At 33.8% G+C, this 19,030-nt stretch carries 18 protein-coding genes and 2 pseudogenes; 4 read left to right on the top strand and 16 right to left on the bottom strand.

The features are described from left to right. Positions 1 to 18: 18 nt before the first annotated feature. From xylB to pgsB, 6 genes are all read right to left on the bottom strand, one after another. Entirely contained in the window at positions 19 to 1,506 is a 1,488-nt protein-coding gene (gene xylB / locus LIX58_RS06530; RefSeq protein WP_154837336.1) for a xylulokinase, read from the bottom strand. A 267-nt stretch (positions 1,507 to 1,773) separates the two neighbouring features. Beyond that, positions 1,774 to 3,375 (bottom strand): gamma-glutamyltransferase, encoded by a 1,602-nt coding sequence (locus LIX58_RS06525; RefSeq protein ID WP_226386185.1) that lies wholly within the window; start codon positions 3,373 to 3,375, stop codon positions 1,774 to 1,776. Position 3,376: 1 nt separating this feature from the next. Further along, entirely contained in the window at positions 3,377 to 3,538 is a 162-nt protein-coding gene (locus LIX58_RS06520) for a hypothetical protein (protein ID WP_168210221.1), read from the bottom strand. Continuing rightward, entirely contained in the window at positions 3,528 to 4,601 is a 1,074-nt protein-coding gene (locus LIX58_RS06515) for a CapA family protein (protein WP_154837340.1), read from the bottom strand. The genes LIX58_RS06520 and LIX58_RS06515 overlap by 11 nt, the downstream gene beginning before the upstream one ends. Before the next feature lie 23 nt (positions 4,602 to 4,624). Next, positions 4,625 to 5,077 carry a poly-gamma-glutamate biosynthesis protein PgsC gene (gene pgsC / locus LIX58_RS06510; protein WP_126565489.1) on the bottom strand — a complete coding sequence of 151 codons (453 nt, stop codon included), beginning with the start codon at positions 5,075 to 5,077 and terminating at the stop codon, positions 4,625 to 4,627. Position 5,078: 1 nt separating this feature from the next. Continuing rightward, positions 5,079 to 6,236: a poly-gamma-glutamate synthase PgsB gene (pgsB, locus tag LIX58_RS06505; RefSeq protein ID WP_126565488.1), complete on the bottom strand. Its 1,158-nt coding sequence runs from the start codon at positions 6,234 to 6,236 to the stop codon at positions 5,079 to 5,081. A 431-nt stretch (positions 6,237 to 6,667) separates the two neighbouring features. Here pgsB and LIX58_RS06500 point away from each other — a divergent pair, with 431 nt between their 5' ends. Further along, positions 6,668 to 6,976, top strand: coding sequence for a hypothetical protein (locus LIX58_RS06500; RefSeq protein ID WP_226386184.1), 309 nt, complete (start codon positions 6,668 to 6,670; stop codon positions 6,974 to 6,976). Between the two features lie 25 nt (positions 6,977 to 7,001). Here the strand turns inward: LIX58_RS06500 and LIX58_RS06495 are convergent, their stop codons facing one another. Beyond that, positions 7,002 to 7,253, bottom strand: coding sequence for a helix-turn-helix transcriptional regulator (locus LIX58_RS06495; protein ID WP_226386183.1), 252 nt, complete (start codon positions 7,251 to 7,253; stop codon positions 7,002 to 7,004). Further along, positions 7,250 to 7,885 (bottom strand): cupin domain-containing protein, encoded by a 636-nt coding sequence (locus LIX58_RS06490; RefSeq protein ID WP_226386182.1) that lies wholly within the window; start codon positions 7,883 to 7,885, stop codon positions 7,250 to 7,252. The genes LIX58_RS06495 and LIX58_RS06490 overlap by 4 nt, the downstream gene beginning before the upstream one ends. Before the next feature lie 112 nt (positions 7,886 to 7,997). On the opposite strand from LIX58_RS06490, the gene LIX58_RS06485 reads away from it, so the two are divergent. Continuing rightward, on the top strand, positions 7,998 to 8,909 hold the full coding sequence (locus LIX58_RS06485; RefSeq protein WP_226386181.1) for an EamA family transporter: 912 nt from the start codon (positions 7,998 to 8,000) through the stop codon (positions 8,907 to 8,909). Between the two features lie 82 nt (positions 8,910 to 8,991). On the opposite strand, the gene LIX58_RS06480 is transcribed toward LIX58_RS06485, so the two are convergent. Further along, entirely contained in the window at positions 8,992 to 9,114 is a 123-nt protein-coding gene (locus LIX58_RS06480; RefSeq protein WP_154837348.1) for a KGG domain-containing protein, read from the bottom strand. A 235-nt stretch (positions 9,115 to 9,349) separates the two neighbouring features. After that, positions 9,350 to 10,321 carry an alpha/beta hydrolase fold domain-containing protein gene (locus tag LIX58_RS06475; RefSeq protein WP_154837350.1) on the bottom strand — a complete coding sequence of 324 codons (972 nt, stop codon included), beginning with the start codon at positions 10,319 to 10,321 and terminating at the stop codon, positions 9,350 to 9,352. 174 nt (positions 10,322 to 10,495) lie between these two features. Here LIX58_RS06475 and LIX58_RS06470 point away from each other — a divergent pair. Further along, positions 10,496 to 11,444, top strand: a pseudogene (locus LIX58_RS06470) (L-lactate dehydrogenase). Between the two features lie 202 nt (positions 11,445 to 11,646). Here the strand turns inward: LIX58_RS06470 and LIX58_RS06465 are convergent. Together LIX58_RS06465 and LIX58_RS06460 are read right to left on the bottom strand one after the other, a co-directional pair. Beyond that, positions 11,647 to 11,847, bottom strand: a pseudogene (locus tag LIX58_RS06465) (thioredoxin family protein); the annotation flags it as partial. Positions 11,848 to 11,871: 24 nt separating this feature from the next. Then, on the bottom strand, positions 11,872 to 12,282 hold the full coding sequence (locus tag LIX58_RS06460) for an acyl-CoA thioesterase (protein ID WP_126565480.1): 411 nt from the start codon (positions 12,280 to 12,282) through the stop codon (positions 11,872 to 11,874). A 255-nt stretch (positions 12,283 to 12,537) separates the two neighbouring features. On the opposite strand from LIX58_RS06460, the gene LIX58_RS06455 reads away from it, so the two are divergent. Then, positions 12,538 to 13,095: a LysE family translocator gene (locus tag LIX58_RS06455; RefSeq protein ID WP_226386180.1), complete on the top strand. Its 558-nt coding sequence runs from the start codon at positions 12,538 to 12,540 to the stop codon at positions 13,093 to 13,095. A 60-nt stretch (positions 13,096 to 13,155) separates the two neighbouring features. Here LIX58_RS06455 and ptsG read toward each other — a convergent pair whose 3' ends face one another. The 4 genes from ptsG to LIX58_RS06435 all read right to left on the bottom strand — a co-directional run bounded on the left by ptsG (position 13,156) and on the right by LIX58_RS06435 (position 19,023). Then, the gene (ptsG, locus tag LIX58_RS06450; RefSeq protein ID WP_154837354.1) at positions 13,156 to 15,222 is read right to left on the bottom strand and encodes a glucose-specific PTS transporter subunit IIBC; all 2,067 of its coding nucleotides are present in this window, start codon (positions 15,220 to 15,222) and stop codon (positions 13,156 to 13,158) included. Positions 15,223 to 16,157: 935 nt separating this feature from the next. Next, entirely contained in the window at positions 16,158 to 17,897 is a 1,740-nt protein-coding gene (locus LIX58_RS06445; RefSeq protein WP_154837356.1) for a pyruvate oxidase, read from the bottom strand. Between the two features lie 53 nt (positions 17,898 to 17,950). Then, on the bottom strand, positions 17,951 to 18,634 hold the full coding sequence (locus LIX58_RS06440; protein ID WP_154837358.1) for an LrgB family protein: 684 nt from the start codon (positions 18,632 to 18,634) through the stop codon (positions 17,951 to 17,953). After that, on the bottom strand, positions 18,631 to 19,023 hold the full coding sequence (locus LIX58_RS06435) for a CidA/LrgA family protein (RefSeq protein WP_126565476.1): 393 nt from the start codon (positions 19,021 to 19,023) through the stop codon (positions 18,631 to 18,633). The genes LIX58_RS06440 and LIX58_RS06435 overlap by 4 nt, the downstream gene beginning before the upstream one ends. Positions 19,024 to 19,030: the final 7 nt, after the last annotated feature.

Here is a 19,030-nt window from a genome sequence, read left to right as displayed (position 1 = left end):
TTGATATTAATTTAGATTTTATTCTTCAATTTTTAATAAGTCCTCTGTTAATTGATGCGTTTGTTGATAAATTTGTTGGTAGATTTGATAATATGCTTCGTATTGACGGTGACGTTCTTCGTTTGGTTCGAAGGTACGCTCGATATCGATAAATTGTTCGACACATTCATCAAATGAGTTAAACCACTCTAAACCGTATGCTGCAATCATTGCAGCTCCCATGCTCGGTCCTTCTTCATGTTTTAATTTTCGAATAGTAGCATTAAATATATCAGCCTGCATTTGTAACCAAAATGCACTCTTCGCGCCGCCACCAATAGAGGTTACGTGTGTAATTTCTTTACCCGCTTCTCGTATCAACTGAATAGAGTCATATAATGAATACGTAATACCTTCAAGTACGGCACGCGCAAAGTCAGCTTTTGTGTGGCTACCACTAATTCCAATGAAACTGCCACGAATAAATGGATCGCCATGAGGTATACGCTCTCCAGCTAAGTAAGGTGCAAATAAGAGACGGTTAGCCCCAACAGATGAAGTGCTAGCTTGTGCCACAATATCATCGAATGACTCATTCTCGAAGAATGTCTTCTTCAACCAACTAAGGCTATAACCTGCTGCTAATGTTACACCCATCGCATAAAAAGTTTGAGGCACACTATGGTCGAAGAAATGAATATTATTACGATATTCAGTGTAGCTATTTTTTTCAACATTAAGAACGACACCAGAAGTTCCAATACTGCATAGTGTATCGTTATCATTAATAATACCAGCACCGATAGCACCACATGCATTATCTCCACCGCCCGCAAAGACCTTCACTTGTTCAGTGAAACCAAGCTCTTGCGCTAATTCAGGACGCACATCTCCAACATAGCCTGTTGAACGAACTAAAGGAGGATAAATGTCCCCAAGACCGAAGTGATCTCCAACGTCGCGTGTCCAATCATGCGTTTGCGGACTAAGTAGTGATGTGCTTGCTGCATCTGAATATTCCATGTGCACTTGGCCAGTTAAACAATAGCGCACATAATCTTTCGGTAATACAAAGACATCTACTTGCTTCCAAATATCAGGTTCGTGTTGTTTCATCCATAACATTTTAGGCAAAGTGAAGCCTTCAAGAATAGGATTACCGTTTAAACGTTCTCCGTAGACTTCTTTGATTTGTCGACATTGTTCAGAGTTACGTGTATCATTCCATAATATGGCATGACGTACTGGCGCATGATTGGCATCCAGTGCGACTAGCCCATGCATTTGGCCTGAGAATGAAATACCTTTCACCACATAATCCGACATGTTTGATGCTTCATTGAGGTGCTTAATACCTTGTTTAACCGCTTCAAACCATTCATTAGGGTCTTGTTCACTGTACCCTGGACGCGTTTGAATCAATGTAAGTGGTTCACTTGTTGATGCAACCACCTCTCCTTGTCGAGTCACTGCAATAATTTTTACTGCACTTGTACCTAAATCTATACCTAACACAACTTCTTTCATGACTGCCCACCCTTTACTTACTTTGTTTATCAATTCGTTATATACTTCTATTCAATCAATACATTTTGTTTTCACTTTTTATAAAAATAAAATTAATTCCTTTAACCTACCCTTTTATCATATCGGTTTTATCTATAATTTCAATAGTTGCTACTACATTGATTACTTTTGATCCTAAAAAATTAATACCTAACGTACGTAAACAAAGGCTGAGACAATTTAGTTTGTCCCAGCCTCATGTACTGATTCTACATTAAATTTTTAAAATTATCTGTTACCAACGTCATGACCAATTTCTACAGTGTGATCATTTTTATTGTAAATCGCCCCTTGGACACTACCAAAGTTAGGGTCATTACGTTTTTCTTCAACGCCGTAACCAAGATTTTTAAATTCATTGATATCTTGTTCTTCCATGGCATTTTCATAAAAGATAGTACCACCATCATTATAAAAACGTGGTTTATCAATGGATTCTTGTAACGTGCCATTTCCTCTTAAATAATCGATAAGAACTTCATTAATCAACGTCGGGATTTTATTTCCTCCTGGCGTACCAATACCCATGTAGAAGTCAGGACCGACTACGATGGTTGGTGCTGTATAAGAACGTGGTGCCTTATGCTTATCACCGACGTTAGGACTATTAGGGTCATTAGAAAAGTTGGTTAATGAGTTGTTCATGTAGAATCCTTCTTTAACAAACTTACCTGAACCAAAGAAACTAGACAATGTATTCGTTGTACTTGCGAGTTTACCGCTCTTATCGATGACTACAAAGTGCGTCGTACTCGTGTTATTGATTTGTTGTGTATTGAAGTCACTTCCATTGTTAACATTTGAACTAGAATTAATACTATTCAAGCGACTCAATAGATAATCATCAGATAGATGTGTATCACTACTTGCTTCTTGACCATTAACGATATCCCTATTACGATACATCACATCACGTGATTTGATAATACCTGAAATAAAGTTAGCACGATCATTTTGAGTATCTAAACTTTCATCAATTTTAAGTCCTTGTAACATCAATGTTCCACCGAGTGGATTTGATGCTGAGTACACAGTATTATTTAAATATTTCGTACTGACTGGTTTCTTTTCTTCTGTTTTAAATGCTTTGAAGTCATCTTCATTTAGTTCACCATCAATTTGTTTCGAAATGCTTTTCCCGATATCTTTATAGAAATAGTCAGTGCCTTTATCTCGAATTTTTCTTAACGTTTTAGCTAAGGCTTCTTGTTTTACAACATCACCTTCTCTTACAGTACGTTTACCTTTAAAGAAGGGAGAGTCGCGATCAATATCAGAACCAAATAATTTTAAACTACGTTCTAATTCCGCATCAACTTCAAAACCATCTTCTGCTAATGGGATGACATAATTAAGGATTTTCTTTTCATCCATTTTACCTTCGCGTTCATGCATATCATGTAACCCTTGCACAAAGCCAGGTGTTCCTATTTCATCACCCTTTTTATAATTAAATGAAGACATGGTCTTATATTCATAAATTCTTGGTTCTTCGCCATCATTACCATTATAGGTTAAAGTAGCACCACCGCCACCTAAACCTGATGAATGGGGTTCTGTCACTGCAAGTGCATATGAAACACCTATGGCAGCGTCAACAGCGTTACCTCCGTCTTCAATAATCTTATTACCTACACTTGTTGCAATGGCATTATTAGATGCTACGCCATAAGTCTTATTATCGCCAGAGGATTTATGATTTGCAATTTTATTCTCAAATAAAGTGTCTTTATCAGGCTTATCTTCTTTTTTAAAATAATAAAATGTAAATGAAATCAGAATTGTCACTATTAAAATAATAGTGAGCATCACTTTATTATAGATATTCATACTAACTGGCCCCTTTAGATAAATATTGCTCCGTTATATTTTTTAAATCATTCTTCTCAAATTGATCAAGGCCTTCATTCGCTTTCGCAAAAGTAACCATCAATAAGATCACTACGATGATGATGGTCGTTAAGATACCTACCCAATGCTTTTTAATATTCATAGGTATATCCTCCATTCTCCTGTTTCAGTTGAATTGTTTTATCCTTGATGTTGTTGTAATAACGTTGTTCTTCTATTCTATTCATCTTATCTTTAGTAATTTTACCGTCTGCGCCTCGAACAGGTGTAAGATGGAACTTATTATGTTGTCCATCCCAATCATGTTGAACAACCATACCTTTTTGATTTTTTGACAAGAATGAATCTGATGTTAGGTTTCCTAGGCTATAAAAGATACTTGCATTTTTATATTTTTCTACTTTTTGTACTACTGTATTATGACCAACAATGACGTCTGCTCCTGCATCGACTAAAGCATGTCCATAGACCTTTTGACGGTCAGTTACATTTCGCTCATTTGGAATACCCCAGTCCACATTGACGATGACTAAATCATTGCTTTCCTTTAAATTTTTAATCAACGGAACAAAGATTTTAGGATCTAAACTAATTGATGTCGTATTTTTTAATGGATTTTCATAATTTGACTCCACATCTGTAAAGGAAACGTTAGCTATCTTTTTCCCTTTAACATTTTGTTGCACCGTTTTACTATTGATTAAATTAGAGCCATTTCCAGTTAAGAAGTTATAATCTGTTTGTGCTTCTACTTTTTTACTCAAATCTTGTGCTTGCACATTATCAATCGTATTGTTAATTAAATTCACACTCTTAATATTCTGCTTTTTCAAAAACATAATATTGTCTAAATTTTTATTTAGATTATCTGTGGCATTTTTTGAAAAGGGACTAACAATAAGTGATGCGGTCGAAAAATCACTATTACGAAGTGGTTCATTCAAGCTAGCAAATACATCGTTAAGGTTCATCTTTCTAATATGTCGATTTAATGTGATGTTTCCTAAATATGTACTGCGAATGACATTAGGATTAGACTTTGGCATTACTTCTACTGGCTCAACCTTTACAGCACGAATAGCAAAGACTAAAAGAACGACTGCAATGATTAAAACAATAAGTGTATAAATAAAGTTACGACGTTTATGACGTTTAGTTTGCTTAAGTAACCATTCGCTCGCTGTTAACCGTTTTTTCTTTTTCATTACTTTACGCTCCTTGCTCGCGATTAATTAATAAAGCTGTATAAGAATAAGATGACATATGTAATACATGTTAATAGCATTGTTGAAGCTAATGTAATTACGACACCTTGTTTTTGAATTGTGTTAGCAATAATCCCAGGAATAACGACACCAATACCTGAAACTTCAACTGTTTCAAATGGTGTTAATGGATAAACTAAGTCAAAGATAAATTTTAATACCATTCCTGTGAGTATCATGGCTGCAAATTTACGTCGTCCGTATAAAATCACCCATCTGCTAATACCATATGTAACAATAAAGAACGTTAAACAACTAATAACGAGCACAGATAATAACATAACAGGTTGATCAAATATAAGTGCTAAATAACCAGGTACTACGAGTCCTGCTGGGTTTATTCCAAATTTCTCTGCAAAGATTAAACTTAATACAATGCCAACAAATAAGGAGAAGTATAATTCTGAACCTATCATTTTATTCTATCCCTTCTATAAATTCTGCTATTCTTCCACCTGGACCATGAATATTACCTACGCAGAAAATAAGCGCATTTTGTGATTCTTGCATAATAGCTTTTTCGATATCACGAAATTCATGATTTTCAAAATTAAGATATTTCTTTTCTGGCAAACGTTGCATGACTTCTGTCACCATCTGCGTACTTTTACCTGTACAAATCAATGTGTCAAAGTCGACTTCTTCAATAAAGTCTTCAGCAAATTGTCGTGTGCGGTCTACCCTATCTGAACGACAATTTAAGATAACTACTTTTTTCGTATAAGGATAGTTATAAGACTCCACCTTATCTAAAATGGCTTTCGTAGATTGTGGTTCATTTGCTGCAAATGCATTAACAAATACATTTTGTGTGTTATTTGCATTAAAATATTTAATTTCAACGGCACCTGGATCAGGTGGGGCATTTAACATACCTCTTAAAGCCACATCTTTATCTATACCTACTGCTTGTGCTACCCCTAATACAATAGCCACATTGTCAGGAAAGACTAAATAGTCGAATTTTCTTAAATATGATTCAGGAATCTTATCTTTATCTACTACTATTAATTCCGTTTTACGTTTTTTAGCTTCTTTCGCAAAAAAATCAGTATAATCATCTTTCATGACAACCAATTTCCCTTTACGAGGAATGGTTGCAGTAAAAGCTTGCGCAACATCTTGAAGCGTTGGCCCTAATACATCCATATGGTCTTCCATTACATTGACGATAGCGCCAATATTCGCTTTAACTAAATCTTCTTGAAAGACAATCTGATAATCAGGATTAACTGCCATACATTCATTAACTAAAGCCTCTGCATCTTGTTTAACTACTTTACGAATAATATCTCGTTGCTCACCAATATTTGCGCCTTGAGGTTTCCTAATTACTGGATATTCCTTCTCTGTAAACCAATACAACATTCGAGCGTCTGTTCCTGTAGTTTTACCTATAACGCGATAACGATCCTCTCTTAATACGCTATAAATCATCCTTGTAATCGTTGACTTACCTCGAATACCGTTAATGTTGATTCGTATAGGAATCTTCTTTAATCGATTACTATGGCGTTTCTTTTCTTTAATACCTAGCCATAATATTAATACGATACAAATTATAATAAGAATCAAAATAGTGCCCTCTCTTTGATTGATTTTATATTAAGTTGTGTTTAAACCATTTTAAACATTTATGTATTTTGAAAATGAAGAAAATAAATTTATTAATATAGATTAAATTAATAGTTTCTTTTTAATTTCATTCTTAGTAATCGCTTATTAAAAAAGATAATAAGCTATGACTACTAATAAAAGTATGATAACACGTACATATATTGTCAGTTTTAAAAATGTAAATTTATTGTTAAAAGTTTTTAATGTTTGTAAATATCTTTATACTTTTTGAATATTGAATTAATTAAAATGATAATATATTTTTTTAATTTATGACAGAGATAATTTCATTTTGACAAGTAAACAAATATTTACGCTCTATTTACACTAAATTAAAATTTTGATGTTACCTTAAACATGAATAAAGCTATGATTTCAGGAGGAACTCAATGAGCAAACCGATGACTAAACCCGTTAAAATCGCTGTCAGCATTTATTTAGCATTCATATTGCTAGCGTGTTCTAGTTATTTAATCTTTATTCTTGTTGGTAGTTTACAAGGTAACGATATGAGTCGTTCTGTATTAGATACTGATCCTCATCATATTGATAACGTAACTAAAACCTCAAATGAAGATATCCGTGAATTAAATATGAACAAAGCTAATGAACTACCTAAAGATGAAATAGCTAATAATACACAATCTAAGCATTTAGATATTTATAATAAAAAAGCAAATGCACAATCATCAGAATGATAAATGATCAGCATTTGCTTTTATTTTATTTAAAATTTTTAGCATATTGAGTTTGAAATTGTTTAGGCGTAAGTTCATACTTTTGTTTAAACATTTGAATAAAATAACTCGTTGTTGAGAAACCACACGCCATCGCTACTTCTGTGACACTATGCTTCATATACATTAATTGCTTAGCGCTTTGTCCTAAACGATAATTTTGAAGATAGTTGAACGGCGTATCGCCCACAAATCGTTTAAATAATTTAATTGTTTCCGCTTCACTTATCTGTATCAATTGACTGAGCTCTTGTAACGTAATTTTTTGTGATAATGCGATTGTAAATATTCAATATATTGTTTAACTCTTGGATCAAAAAAGTAATGATTTGATTTATTATATTTTCCAAAAATTAATAATAAATAATTAAGACATCGATAAAATTCACTGAGCACTTCAAGTTGATAATATCCTTTTTGTGCAATGTAAGTCTGTCCTACTTTTTCAATACTATCCAGTAAACACACATCTTCTTCATTATGACGTTCTAATTTGATATATGGAACCACAGGTGCTTGATCAATAATATAACTCATATATTTAAAATTAATATAGTCTGTTACATCAGGTAATCCTATATTCCAGCAATAAAAACGCGAATTAGACCGAACCTCACGAATTTCATGAACAATATTTGAATTAATAAATAGCCCTTCTCCTTGTTCAATCACTATCTCATTATCTGCTATCTTAACCTTAATCATTCCCTCTGTCACATACATAAACTGTAAAGCGTAGTGCCAATGTAGCGGTATGTAACCTAGTAAAGTTTCATTTAACTTAGTATGTAAAATAACGTGAGGCCAACGTCCATCTGGATATTTAATCTTTTCTTCTAAATCATCAGTGATAATCATATATTTACTCATTCTTAAACACCTCAATATCTTGATAGTTTTTAACACTATTTGAGTATTATATTATTTAAAAACATTATATTATGAGATTTATAATTTAACAAAATAGATGGAGGTGCATTGAATGGCTCACTCACAACATAGATTAAAAGGTGTGCTCTTCGCTATTATTGGGGCTACGTTATGGGGATTGGGTGGCACCGTTTCTGACTTATTATTTAACCAACGTGGTATAGATGTAGATTGGTATGTGACTGCACGTCTTATTGTTAGCGGTATCTTCCTTCTGGGCGTTTACAAAGTATTATATCCAAAGCGTTCTATATTAGTTGTTTTTAAAAATTTAAAAACATTCATCAGTTTACTTATTTATAGTTTATTAGGCATGCTATTTGTACAATACGCCTACATGTCTTCGATTGCTACGGGGAATGTAGCCGTCGCTACTTTACTACAATACATAGCACCCGTTTACATTATTATTTGGTTTGTCATTCGCGGGTTAGATGTGTTTCGTCCTTTTGATATTTTAGCCATTGCGATGACATTAATCGGCACATTTTTATTACTCACAAATGGGTCTATTTCACATCTAGTTGTCTCCCCTACCAGCCTAATGTGGGGGATTATTTCAGGCATTGCACTAGCCTTTTATACAATTTATGCTACTGGCTTAATTGAAAAGTTTCCTTCTATCTTAGTCGTAGGTTGGGCAATGATTATTTCAGGTATTGCAATGAATTTTAAGCATCCGATTTGGCAAGTGCCCTTAACTCAAATGGCACCGTCTACGATAGGATATCTCATTTTTGGGATTATCGCTGGAACAGCTTTAGCATTCTATCTCTTTATCGATAGTTTGAAATACCTTTCTCCTAAAGAAACGACACTACTGGGTACAATTGAACCCGTTATTGCCGTGGTTACAAGTGCGTTGTGGCTTGATGTCTCATTTAAGTCTATTCAAATTATTGGTATCGTGTTGATACTGCTACTCATACTCGTCTTATCATTGAAAAAGCAACCAGAAATGTAAATATGTTAAATATAAAAGCGTGGAAATGACCTATATTAAATCATTCTCACGCCTTATTTTTTCCATGATGTATATTTAAAAATTATGAGTTTTTCCCGCCTTTTTCTCCGATTTCTTGATAAAATTCTTTATCTTGATTTTCTGCTGTTGTTTCTCCGCCCTTTTTACCCGCTTCTTCACAACTCATTTTCTTCTCTTCTGCCATGATTAATAATGCCTCCCCTAAATTAAATTTTAGATACTTTATGTATCTATAAAGCAAATTCCCACTAAACAATTAAAAAAACGGTTTTTACTTACTTTTAATAACTACACACATACAGTTTATATTTACATTAATTTCATTTGTTATGAAAATACTATTCAAATTCATAAAATAAAGGTATAAAAATAACTGCTCTCTAATTATCAATTTTTAAAGAGCAGTTAAATGTAAATATTTATTTAATAATTTTTTTAATTTGCGAGAAGAATTTTTGTTGTTCAGGTAATGGAAAGACTGGATAAATATGGAACAAATTATAGCCTGGCGTAAAATCATGGTCTATGCCTTTTTCACTTAACATTTTAGATAATTTTAATGCATCAGGATATAACGATTCTTTAGTACCAATAAAGATTGATATACGACCTAATCCTTCAAGCGTACCGTTTATTGGTGAAATTCTATAGTCTTCGATAGGTAGGTCGCCTGCCCATAATTCAATAAAGTATTTACTACCATCAATACCAAGCATTGGATCAATCTTTTCATATTCTTTTGTTTCTGGATTACTAAATGTGCCGTCTAATACTGGAGATACTAAGACAAGATGACCAGGTTGTTGTAACTGAGTCGTTTCTTTTAAATATTGTGCAAATGATAAGGTAATTTGTCCACCAGCAGAATCACCCATAATTGTAAGTTGACTCGCACTCTCTACTAACATAAGTTGTTTTTCATAAAGTTCTTTTAATAATTGGAATGTAGTACGATAATCGCGATGAGGCACCTTAGGATAGATTGGCATTACGATTTTAGCATTTAACTCTCCAGCTAATTTATCAATAAATTGGAAATGTTCTTCCAATGGATCTTGGAACCAAGCACCACCATGGACGTATAGCACTACTTTTTGTTGACGATCACGTTTGTCATTTAAGATGTAAGTTAAAGAACCATGCCAGTCTTTGATTCTAACACCGTGTTCAAACTCATAACTCGTGCCATCATATTTGCCTGCAGTCATCTCCTTAGTTGCTTCGAGTGCTTTTTTCGCATCGTCTATATTCTCGAAAGTTTTTTTCATACCTGATAGGCGAATAAATTTCTCTCTTAAATAACTTTGATAACTGCGTTTTTCTTTAATTTTAATATAAGCAAGCCAGCCTAATACACCTGAAGTCATGACTGATAATAATCTTTTTTTCATTTTTTAATGCCCTCCTATACATTAATTAATTATAAACCTTTATATTGCATTATTTTAGTAAAAAACATTTCATAATAACGAACGATTCATGGGTTTTCTTTTGTTAACAAAATGGTATTCTTATACTAAATTATAAGAATTTTCAAAATATAAGAAGGAAGTAGGTTCTTGATTGTGACACGAAATAAAATTGTGCTTATTGGTAGTGGATACGTAGGCTCTGCGTTTGCACACGCTTTAGTAGCAAAAGGATTAGTTGACGAACTCGCCATTATTGATATTGATGAAGATAAAGCCAAAGCTGATGTATGGGATTTAAATCATGCTACACCTTTTAGTGACAGCTTTGTCGATGTTCATCTAGGAACATACTCTGATTGTGCAGATGCTGATATTGTAGTTATTTGTGCTAGCGCTAAACTAGACAAAGGAGAAACACGCCTTAAACTTCTTGAAGATAACGTGAATATCTTTGTACCTATGGTTCAACAAATTATCGATAACGGCTTTGATGGTTATTTTGTATTACCTTCAAATCCAGTTGATATTATGAGCTATGTCATTAAAAATGTATCTAACTTCCCTAAAAACCGAGTCATTGGTTCAGGTACATCTCTTGACACTGCTCGCTTCGAATTCTTCTTAAGCCGTACTTTTGATGTAGCTCCTCATAACGTATATGCTCCGGTTATAGGTGAACATGGTGATTCGCAAGTTCATGTTTGGTCACACGCTCAAATAGCAGGTGAACCAGTATTAAAATTGCTTGGCAATGACACAGATATCACATCATTCAAGAATTCAATTTCATCACAAACTACTCAAGTAGGTTACGATATTTATGTGCGAAAAGGAACAACCAATTTTGGTATTTCTTTAAGTTTAGTTCGCATAGTAGAAGCAATTCTTTTTAATAAAAATATTATTATGAATGTATCAAGTTATGTTGAAGGAGAATACGGTTTAAACAATATATATTGGCACTCCTACAATTATAAATGGAGCCGATCGAATTATCGAATTAGCACTATCAAAAGAAGAATTGTCAAAACTAAAAAAATCTGGCGAAATTATTACAGAATACCAACAACGTGCTGATGGAATTATAGATAATCTCATGTAAAAAGAAAGGGAGCGGGACAGACATTAAAATAATTTGGTTGTATCCCCAGCTTGCTTTGTTTGTAGACTTTCTTTGCGAAAATCTCTATGTTAGGGCCCCGCCCGCCAGGCAAGGATGACTAGGTTTGAAAAAAGCTTGATTTACGCGCATTTTCAAAACAGTCAGCTACTGTCAAATATTAACGAAGGCTGAGACATTTTATTATTGTCCCAGCAATGGCTTCTACTTCAGATTGATTAATGACGCCAAACGCAGCATGATTATATTCGTTTACGATATCTTGAATTTGAGGTAGCACAGCATGACATACTGAACAGTGGTCACGCATAACATGAATGACAGCTAACGGATGCGTCTCTATAAATTGTTGATATTGTTCTATATTGTTAAGTTGTTCTATCATTATGTTCACCTCTGATTCAAGTATTTAATCTTTTTTAAGAATATTTTGGAATACTTCTGGCATTTTAGTAATCTTTTGCTGTTCTAAATCAAAGAAGCCGCCTGTTTGATAACCTACACAGTGTACTTTATCTCCAGATGCAATTTCAAATTTAAAGACCCATTTTAAACGACTACCTTTAACATACCAACAGCGTCCTACAGGTTTGTCGTGAATTGTAATAGGCACTTTATAGTCTATTTCAGTTCTCATTAATATTGGAGAAATGTGCTGTTTCATCATTTCAGAGAATGTCATATATTCATTAATGAATATTGTACGTAAATCCTCGAACCAACGCACATATACAATATTGCTTACTATACCCATCGCATCAATATCATAATTATTCACTTCTATTTCTGTTTCAGCTACTAATAAGCCTTCATGTTCCATAAATATAATCTCCTTTAAGTCATTATTCAATCTTATTATATATTATTTCCCTTAAATAAATAAACTTACAGGATGTATTAGTTGGCGGCACAACTGCTAATTTAGATGAATATGATTTCAGTGCATTTGGTATTGATAAATGATAAGTCATAGAATACACTTTCAATTATCAGAATTATCTAATTTTTGTTACATTTATATATTCAATAGTGCTAGAATAGTCCTATTCACTATTTTTGAGAGGAGAAATGCGGATTGTTCTCTTACTTACTTTTTATTACTACAATGTCATTCACACCTGGTCCAAATACTATCATGGCAATGTCTGAAGGTCAGCGTAAAGGTTTTATACGATCATTACCTTTTAATTTAGGTGTTTTTATAGGTATTTTATTTACATTGACTATTGCTTTAATATTCTCCGAACCTTTAAAACATAATCATAATTTTATTTTTATTATGAAAATAATCGGTACGCTTTACCTACTTTATCTTGCATACCATGTTTTGATCTCAAAGCCTGATAGCGCTAAAGAAGCATTAAAACGTCCTGTACTTAAAGGAATACTTATTCAAGCTACTAATGTCAAAGCGATGTTATATTTTTTAACTGGTTTGACCACGTTCACATTACCTAATGCTTGGAATTCTACATACATACGCTCTATTTTACTTATTATCATCGGTATTGCTGGTGCAATCGTATGGAGTCTTTTAGGACAAATGATGAATCGAATCTATCAACTACATTATAAAGTGATCAATGTAATTATCACGATTCTATTACTCTATAGTGCTATAGAACTTTGGTAAATTATTTTTCACAAAAATAAACCTCCTGCCATTATTGCTGACAAGAGGTTTATCTATAAATTATTTAACTTTCATGATTGCTTTACCAGGATCAACTGACTTCACATCTTCAACTGTTAATGTTTTATCGCCTAAATTTGTAATAATCACTGGTGTTACGATGCTAGGTGCATGTTCTTGTAAGTACGCTAAGTTAATCTTCATTAACGGTTGACCTTGTGTTACAGGCTCATCCGCATTAACTAAACTTTCGAAACCTTCACCGTTTAATTTCACTGTATCAATTCCAATGTGAATTAATACTTCTACGCCAGTATCTGACTCTAATCCAATGGCATGTTTAGTTGGGAAAATGGTCTTAACCGTACCATCAAATGGTGCTACGATTTCTCCTTTTTCTGGAACAAATCCAACGCCATCACCCATCATTTTTTCAGAGAACACTTTATCAGGCACTTCTGATAATGGAATAATGTGACCCGTACCTGGTGCATAAATTTCTGTTTCTTTCACGTCTTCAAGATGAACTGGTTCATCTGAAACTTCTTCAGTCACAGTTGTCTCACTAGGTTTAGTGATTTCACCCTTCATGATTAACGCCATATCGTGTTTAATCTGGTCAGATTTAGGACCAAAGATAGCTTGCATATTATTTCCAACTTCAAGTACACCTGAAGCACCTAATGCTTTTAATCCTTGAACATCTACTTTAGATTTATCATTTACTTCAACACGTAAACGTGTGATACATGCGTCTAAATGTTTGATGTTTTCTTTACCACCCATTGCGTCTAAAACGTCGAATGGTAATTTCGCAACACTTGAGTTACGGATTTCTTGTTCTTGGTCTTCACGACCTGGTGTTTTAAGATTAAATTTCTTAATTGCAAAGCTAAATAAGAAGTAGTAAACAACCGCATAAACTAAACCTACTGGAATGACTAATAATGCGTATGTTCGATCCCAGTTTAATAAACCATAAAGGATATAATCGATAAATCCACCAGAGAATGTCATACCAATCTTCACATCTAGAAGGTGCATGACTAAGAATGATGTACCCGCTAACAATACGTGAATGACATATAATAATGGTGCCACAAATAAGAATGAGAATTCTAATGGCTCAGTGATACCAGTTAAGAATGATGTTAAAGCTGCTGATAACATTAAACCACCAACAACTTTTTTACGTTCTGGACGTGCATTTCTGTAGATTGCGAAAGCTGCAGCTGGAAGACCGAACATCATAAATGGATATTTACCAGTTGTGAATGCCCCTGCTGTAAATGGTACGCCATCTTTTAATTGTGCCATCCAAATACGTTGGTCACCACGAATTAAGTCACCTGCATGATCTTTATATTGACCAAATTCAAACCAGAATGGTGCATAGAAGATGTGGTGTAAACCAAATGGAATTAATGAACGTTCAATAATACCAAAGATAAATGTTGTTAATGTTAAGTTCTTATTTAATAAGAACTTAGATAAACCGTTTAAACCATCTTGGATTGGTGGCCAAACGAAACTTAATACGATACCTGTGATGATTGCTACGACTGACGTAACAATTGGTACGAAACGTTTACCTGCAAAGAAGCCTAAGAATGCTGGTAACGTAATATTGTAATATTTATTGTAACACCATGCTGCAAGTGCCCCCATGATGATACCACCAAACACACCTGTTTGAAGTGTTGGAATACCTAAGATTAAAGCGTTCGCTGGTAATTTATTAGCTTGGCTTAATTCTTTTGCGCCATTTGCGTAGCTATAAATATCATCAATTGTGATATTCATTACTTTACCCATTGTCGCATTCATAATTAAGTAACCTACTAAAGCAGCTAAAGCGGCAACCCCGTCACCACCAGCTAGTCCAAGTGCTGTACCGACTGCAAATAGCAACGGCAAGTTATCAAAGATAATTTGTCCAGCTGCTTCCATGACAGATGAAATCATGACGAAGACATCCATTTTTAACCATGGCGCTAGTTTAACTAATTGTTCGTTATGCATTGCATTACCGAACGCAAGTAAAATACCAGCAGCTGGTAAAATCGCAACTGGTAACATTAACGCTTTACCAATACGTTGCAATTGACCGAAAAACTTCTTAAACATAAGCCCTATTCCCTTCTAAACTAATTTTACGAACTTTATGACAACAAAGAAGACATAAGCAAATAGAGGAAAGTATGTTTAAGACAACGCAATCGCAATTCATACTCATTTTAATGAGCGTAAATCTCTCCCGTCATCTTTTCTACTTTCAAGGATACAAATTACAGAGCCTTATAATTAACCTATTACTAATATGTAAAGTAATCATCATAGCTATTTTGTATCCTAATTAAGACGTTTAATATATCTTAATCTCTAATTTGCTTATGCCTAATTTAATAGTAACACGCAGTTCTTTTTTTAATTATTTTTTATTATATACACATAGTAAAACGTTTTCAATACTTTTTTCCCACTTTATCGTTTTTTAAAATTATTTCTACAAAACTTAAATATTACATAAAAACTATCGTTATATTAATTCCTCATTAGAAAAGAAGTCTTAAAAATTAAGTTCTTACATACTAAAAAATAATCTTACGATAAATTACGAACAGAAGTTGTGAAATTGCATTTATTATTAATTTAATACCTCTAAACGCTAAAGTTTCTTATGTAAGTAGTTCTAAGATAGAAAATGAAACGTAGTTGAGTGACGCCTGAGGGATTTAAGTTTATTAACAAACGTAAGTGTTCAAACACTTACGTAAGTAGTTCTAAGGTAGATTACGAAGTGTAGTTGTGAAGACTCCTGTATTGATTATTAATGAACATAAGTGCTATGGCACTTATGTAAGAAATTCTAAAGATGAACTACGAATGACGTTGTGTGACGCCTGAGGGAGCAGGATGAGTGTCGAGACCAAGGCTCGACCCAGCCCCCTAGGCAAGCATCTCAACTTAAGTGAGTGAGTATCTATCTTAGAACTACTTTAATTATGTACACATAAAAAAGAAGCTTACCTGTTAAGGTAAGCTTCCCTAAAGAATTGATATTATAAGAAACGTTTAGCTGCTACTGAAATTGGTGGAATTTCATCGAAGTCTAATTTTTTATCTTCAGTGATTGATCTGTAAGCCCATTTACCATAGTTGATTGCTTCTTCATTAACAATTTTACCTGGTAATGGCGCAGCATTTGGATCAACATGTACGTCAACGATAGTTGGTACATTTTCATTTAATGCAGCTTCTACAACTTCATCGATACGGTTAGGGTCTTTTAAGACATAACCTTTACCGCCTGCAGCTTCAGCGAATTTAGCGTGATCCATATCAGAGAAATCAATCGCATATTCTAATTCACCGGCAGCTTGTTGTTCATATTTAATGAATGATAATTGTTTGTTGTTCATAACAAAGATTGTCATTGGTAAATCATATTGAACAGCAGTTGCAAAGTCTTGCATTACCATTTGGAAGGCACCGTCACCAGTGATTGAAATTGCTTGACGTTTAGGGTAAGCAATTTTAGAAGCGATAGCACCTGGAAGACCGCAACCCATTGTACCTAACCATGATGAAATAATGAATTTATTATTTACAGATAAGTTTAAGTAACGAGTTGACCAAACTGTTGAAGTACCAACGTCAATTGAGAATACAGCATCGTCAGTGCTGAATTTACTAATTGATTTCATTAAGCGTTCTGGACGAATTGGAGAACTTTCGTTGCTCATATCTTGTTCCATCCATTTATCCCAAACAGCTTTACGTTGTAAAGTTTTCTCTAAGAATGGGCGATTTGGAACGTGTCTAATGCTTTCAGTTAATTGATGGAAAGCAACTTTAGTGTCACCAACGATACCAACGTTAATATTGAAACGTTTACCAATTACATCTGGGTTAGTATCGATTTGAATTGCTTTGATATTTTTCTTAGGTAGGTAATCTACGTAAGGGTAGTTTGTACCTGCCATGATTAATAAGTCAGCATCTTGAATTGTTTGGTAAGATGTTTTCGTACCGATTTTACCTAAGTTACCAATGCTGTATGGGTGGTCATCAGGTAAAATTGTTTTAGCTGGTAATGTGTGAATTACTGGAATTTTTGCCGCTTCGATAAATTCACGTAATTCTTCTTTAGCATTTTGAGCACCTACACCGATAAGCATAACTGGTTTTTTACTTTTATCGATTAATTTAGTTGCTTTTTTAATACTACGGAATGTTGGTGATGGTGCTTTAGGTTTGATTGTATCTACTGGGCGATTCGTTGTATCTTTGATTTTTTGAGTTAATAAGTCGTTAGGACAGATAACTACAGCAACACCGCGTTTTTCATAAGCAGTACGGATTGCATCATTAACAACGTCGAATACGTTATCGCCTTTTTGAATTTGGTGATGGAATACTGCTACGTCATCAACCATTTTAGAAATATTTGTTTCTTGGAATGCTTTAGTACCTAATAATGTGCTGTTAGTTTGACCAGCAATAATAAGTTGAGGTACACGGTCCATTTTAGCGTCATACATACCGTTTAATAAGTGAACAACACCAGGACCACCGATACTTAATGCTACACCAATTTTCCCTGTAATTTTAGTGTATGAAGCAGCTGCTAAACTTGCTACTTCTTCGTGACGTACGTGATAGAATTTAAATGAATCTCTTACTGTACGTAAGCTATCTACTACTGCGTCAACAGAGTCCCCTGGGATACCATATAGGTGATCAATTTTCCATGCTTCTAATGCTTTGACTAATGCTTCATTTGCTTTAATTTTCGCCATTTTAACAAATAGCTCCTTTCCTAACTTGTACGAGTACTTATTTCATATTCCCATTAATAAAATAAAATAATCATAATTGGAATAAGTATTGAACTAATTACAGCTGTTAATATCATTCCAATTGAACTAAACGCGCCAGATTCAATATCATGTTCTAACGCTTTTGCCGTGCCAAACGCATGTGATGCGTTACCGTATGTTAAGCCTCTTGCGATCGATGTTTTGAAATTACCTACTTTCAATAACATTGAACCCATCATACTCCCTATTAGCCCTGTAGTAATAATGAATAATACGGTAATCGTATCTGTACCACCTAATTCATGAGATACTTCGATGCCTACAGCAGCTGTGATGGAACGAGGTAATATTGTCACAATCGTTTTTTCAGAGTAACCTAACAACTTTAACGAACTAAACACTAACACAAAATTAAGAATGACTCCAGCCATTACGCTTGAAAATATGATACTCATATTCTCAATGATTTTATGTCGATTCTTATAAAGTGGATACGCTAAACACACAACAGTCGCGTTTAGTAAATGATTAATCCATTTACCACCAGCCATATAATCATGATAATTTTGATGTGTAGCTAATAAAACGATAATCACACCAATAGAACCGATTAAGGCAGGGTTTAACAATGGATTGTTATATTTAAATTGTAACCTTTTTGCCAATAGGTACATTACGACGGTTAACAATATCATAAAAATTGCTTTTAATATCATCTTAACTCATTACCTTTCTTGGTATTAGGTTCTTTTACCATTTTTTCAGCGATATAACCTGAAACAAGGGCAACACAACTTGTACCTACTATAATTAATAAGAAGAAGATGATATAGCTCTTAGTAATATTAGAAAAAACATCCATAATACCGACAACTGATGGGATAAAGAAGAACACCATCGTCGATAATAAAAATTCTGCACCTTCTGATATCCAGTTAATGCGAAGGATTTTAAATTCTAATAAAAGATATAGCAAAATCATACCTACAATACTGCCAGCAAGTGGAATGTGTAAGAGATCTTGCAGCAAACTTCCTATATAACTAATGACTATAATAATGGCAACTTGAACGATAATTTGTGCAATTATGAGCGCTTTTTTCAAGGTGACT

The organism is Staphylococcus sp. Marseille-Q1834 (genome assembly GCF_916858875.1).
Taxonomy (GTDB): domain Bacteria; phylum Bacillota; class Bacilli; order Staphylococcales; family Staphylococcaceae; genus Staphylococcus; species Staphylococcus pragensis.
This window is presented reverse-complemented; position numbering and strand designations above follow the sequence as displayed.

What these genes read in the sequence shown, in the direction of transcription:
- LIX58_RS06460 (WP_126565480.1), bottom strand. Translation starts at nt 12,282, where the DNA reads ATGGAACATGAAGGCTTATTAGTAGCTGAAACAGAAATAGAAGTGAAT.
- LIX58_RS06475 (WP_154837350.1), bottom strand. Translation starts at nt 10,321, where the DNA reads ATGAAAAAAAGATTATTATCAGTCATGACTTCAGGTGTATTAGGCTGG.
- LIX58_RS06485 (WP_226386181.1), top strand. Translation starts at nt 7,998, where the DNA reads ATGGCTCACTCACAACATAGATTAAAAGGTGTGCTCTTCGCTATTATT.
- LIX58_RS06440 (WP_154837358.1), bottom strand. Translation starts at nt 18,634, where the DNA reads ATGATATTAAAAGCAATTTTTATGATATTGTTAACCGTCGTAATGTAC.
- LIX58_RS06520 (WP_168210221.1), bottom strand. Translation starts at nt 3,538, where the DNA reads ATGAATATTAAAAAGCATTGGGTAGGTATCTTAACGACCATCATCATC.
- LIX58_RS06525 (WP_226386185.1), bottom strand. Translation starts at nt 3,375, where the DNA reads ATGAATATCTATAATAAAGTGATGCTCACTATTATTTTAATAGTGACA.
- LIX58_RS06515 (WP_154837340.1), bottom strand. Translation starts at nt 4,601, where the DNA reads ATGAAAAAGAAAAAACGGTTAACAGCGAGCGAATGGTTACTTAAGCAA.
- LIX58_RS06500 (WP_226386184.1), top strand. Translation starts at nt 6,668, where the DNA reads ATGAGCAAACCGATGACTAAACCCGTTAAAATCGCTGTCAGCATTTAT.
- LIX58_RS06480 (WP_154837348.1), bottom strand. Translation starts at nt 9,114, where the DNA reads ATGGCAGAAGAGAAGAAAATGAGTTGTGAAGAAGCGGGTAAAAAGGGC.
- xylB (WP_154837336.1), bottom strand. Translation starts at nt 1,506, where the DNA reads ATGAAAGAAGTTGTGTTAGGTATAGATTTAGGTACAAGTGCAGTAAAA.
- LIX58_RS06490 (WP_226386182.1), bottom strand. Translation starts at nt 7,885, where the DNA reads ATGAGTAAATATATGATTATCACTGATGATTTAGAAGAAAAGATTAAA.
- pgsC (WP_126565489.1), bottom strand. Translation starts at nt 5,077, where the DNA reads ATGATAGGTTCAGAATTATACTTCTCCTTATTTGTTGGCATTGTATTA.
- ptsG (WP_154837354.1), bottom strand. Translation starts at nt 15,222, where the DNA reads ATGTTTAAGAAGTTTTTCGGTCAATTGCAACGTATTGGTAAAGCGTTA.
- LIX58_RS06445 (WP_154837356.1), bottom strand. Translation starts at nt 17,897, where the DNA reads ATGGCGAAAATTAAAGCAAATGAAGCATTAGTCAAAGCATTAGAAGCA.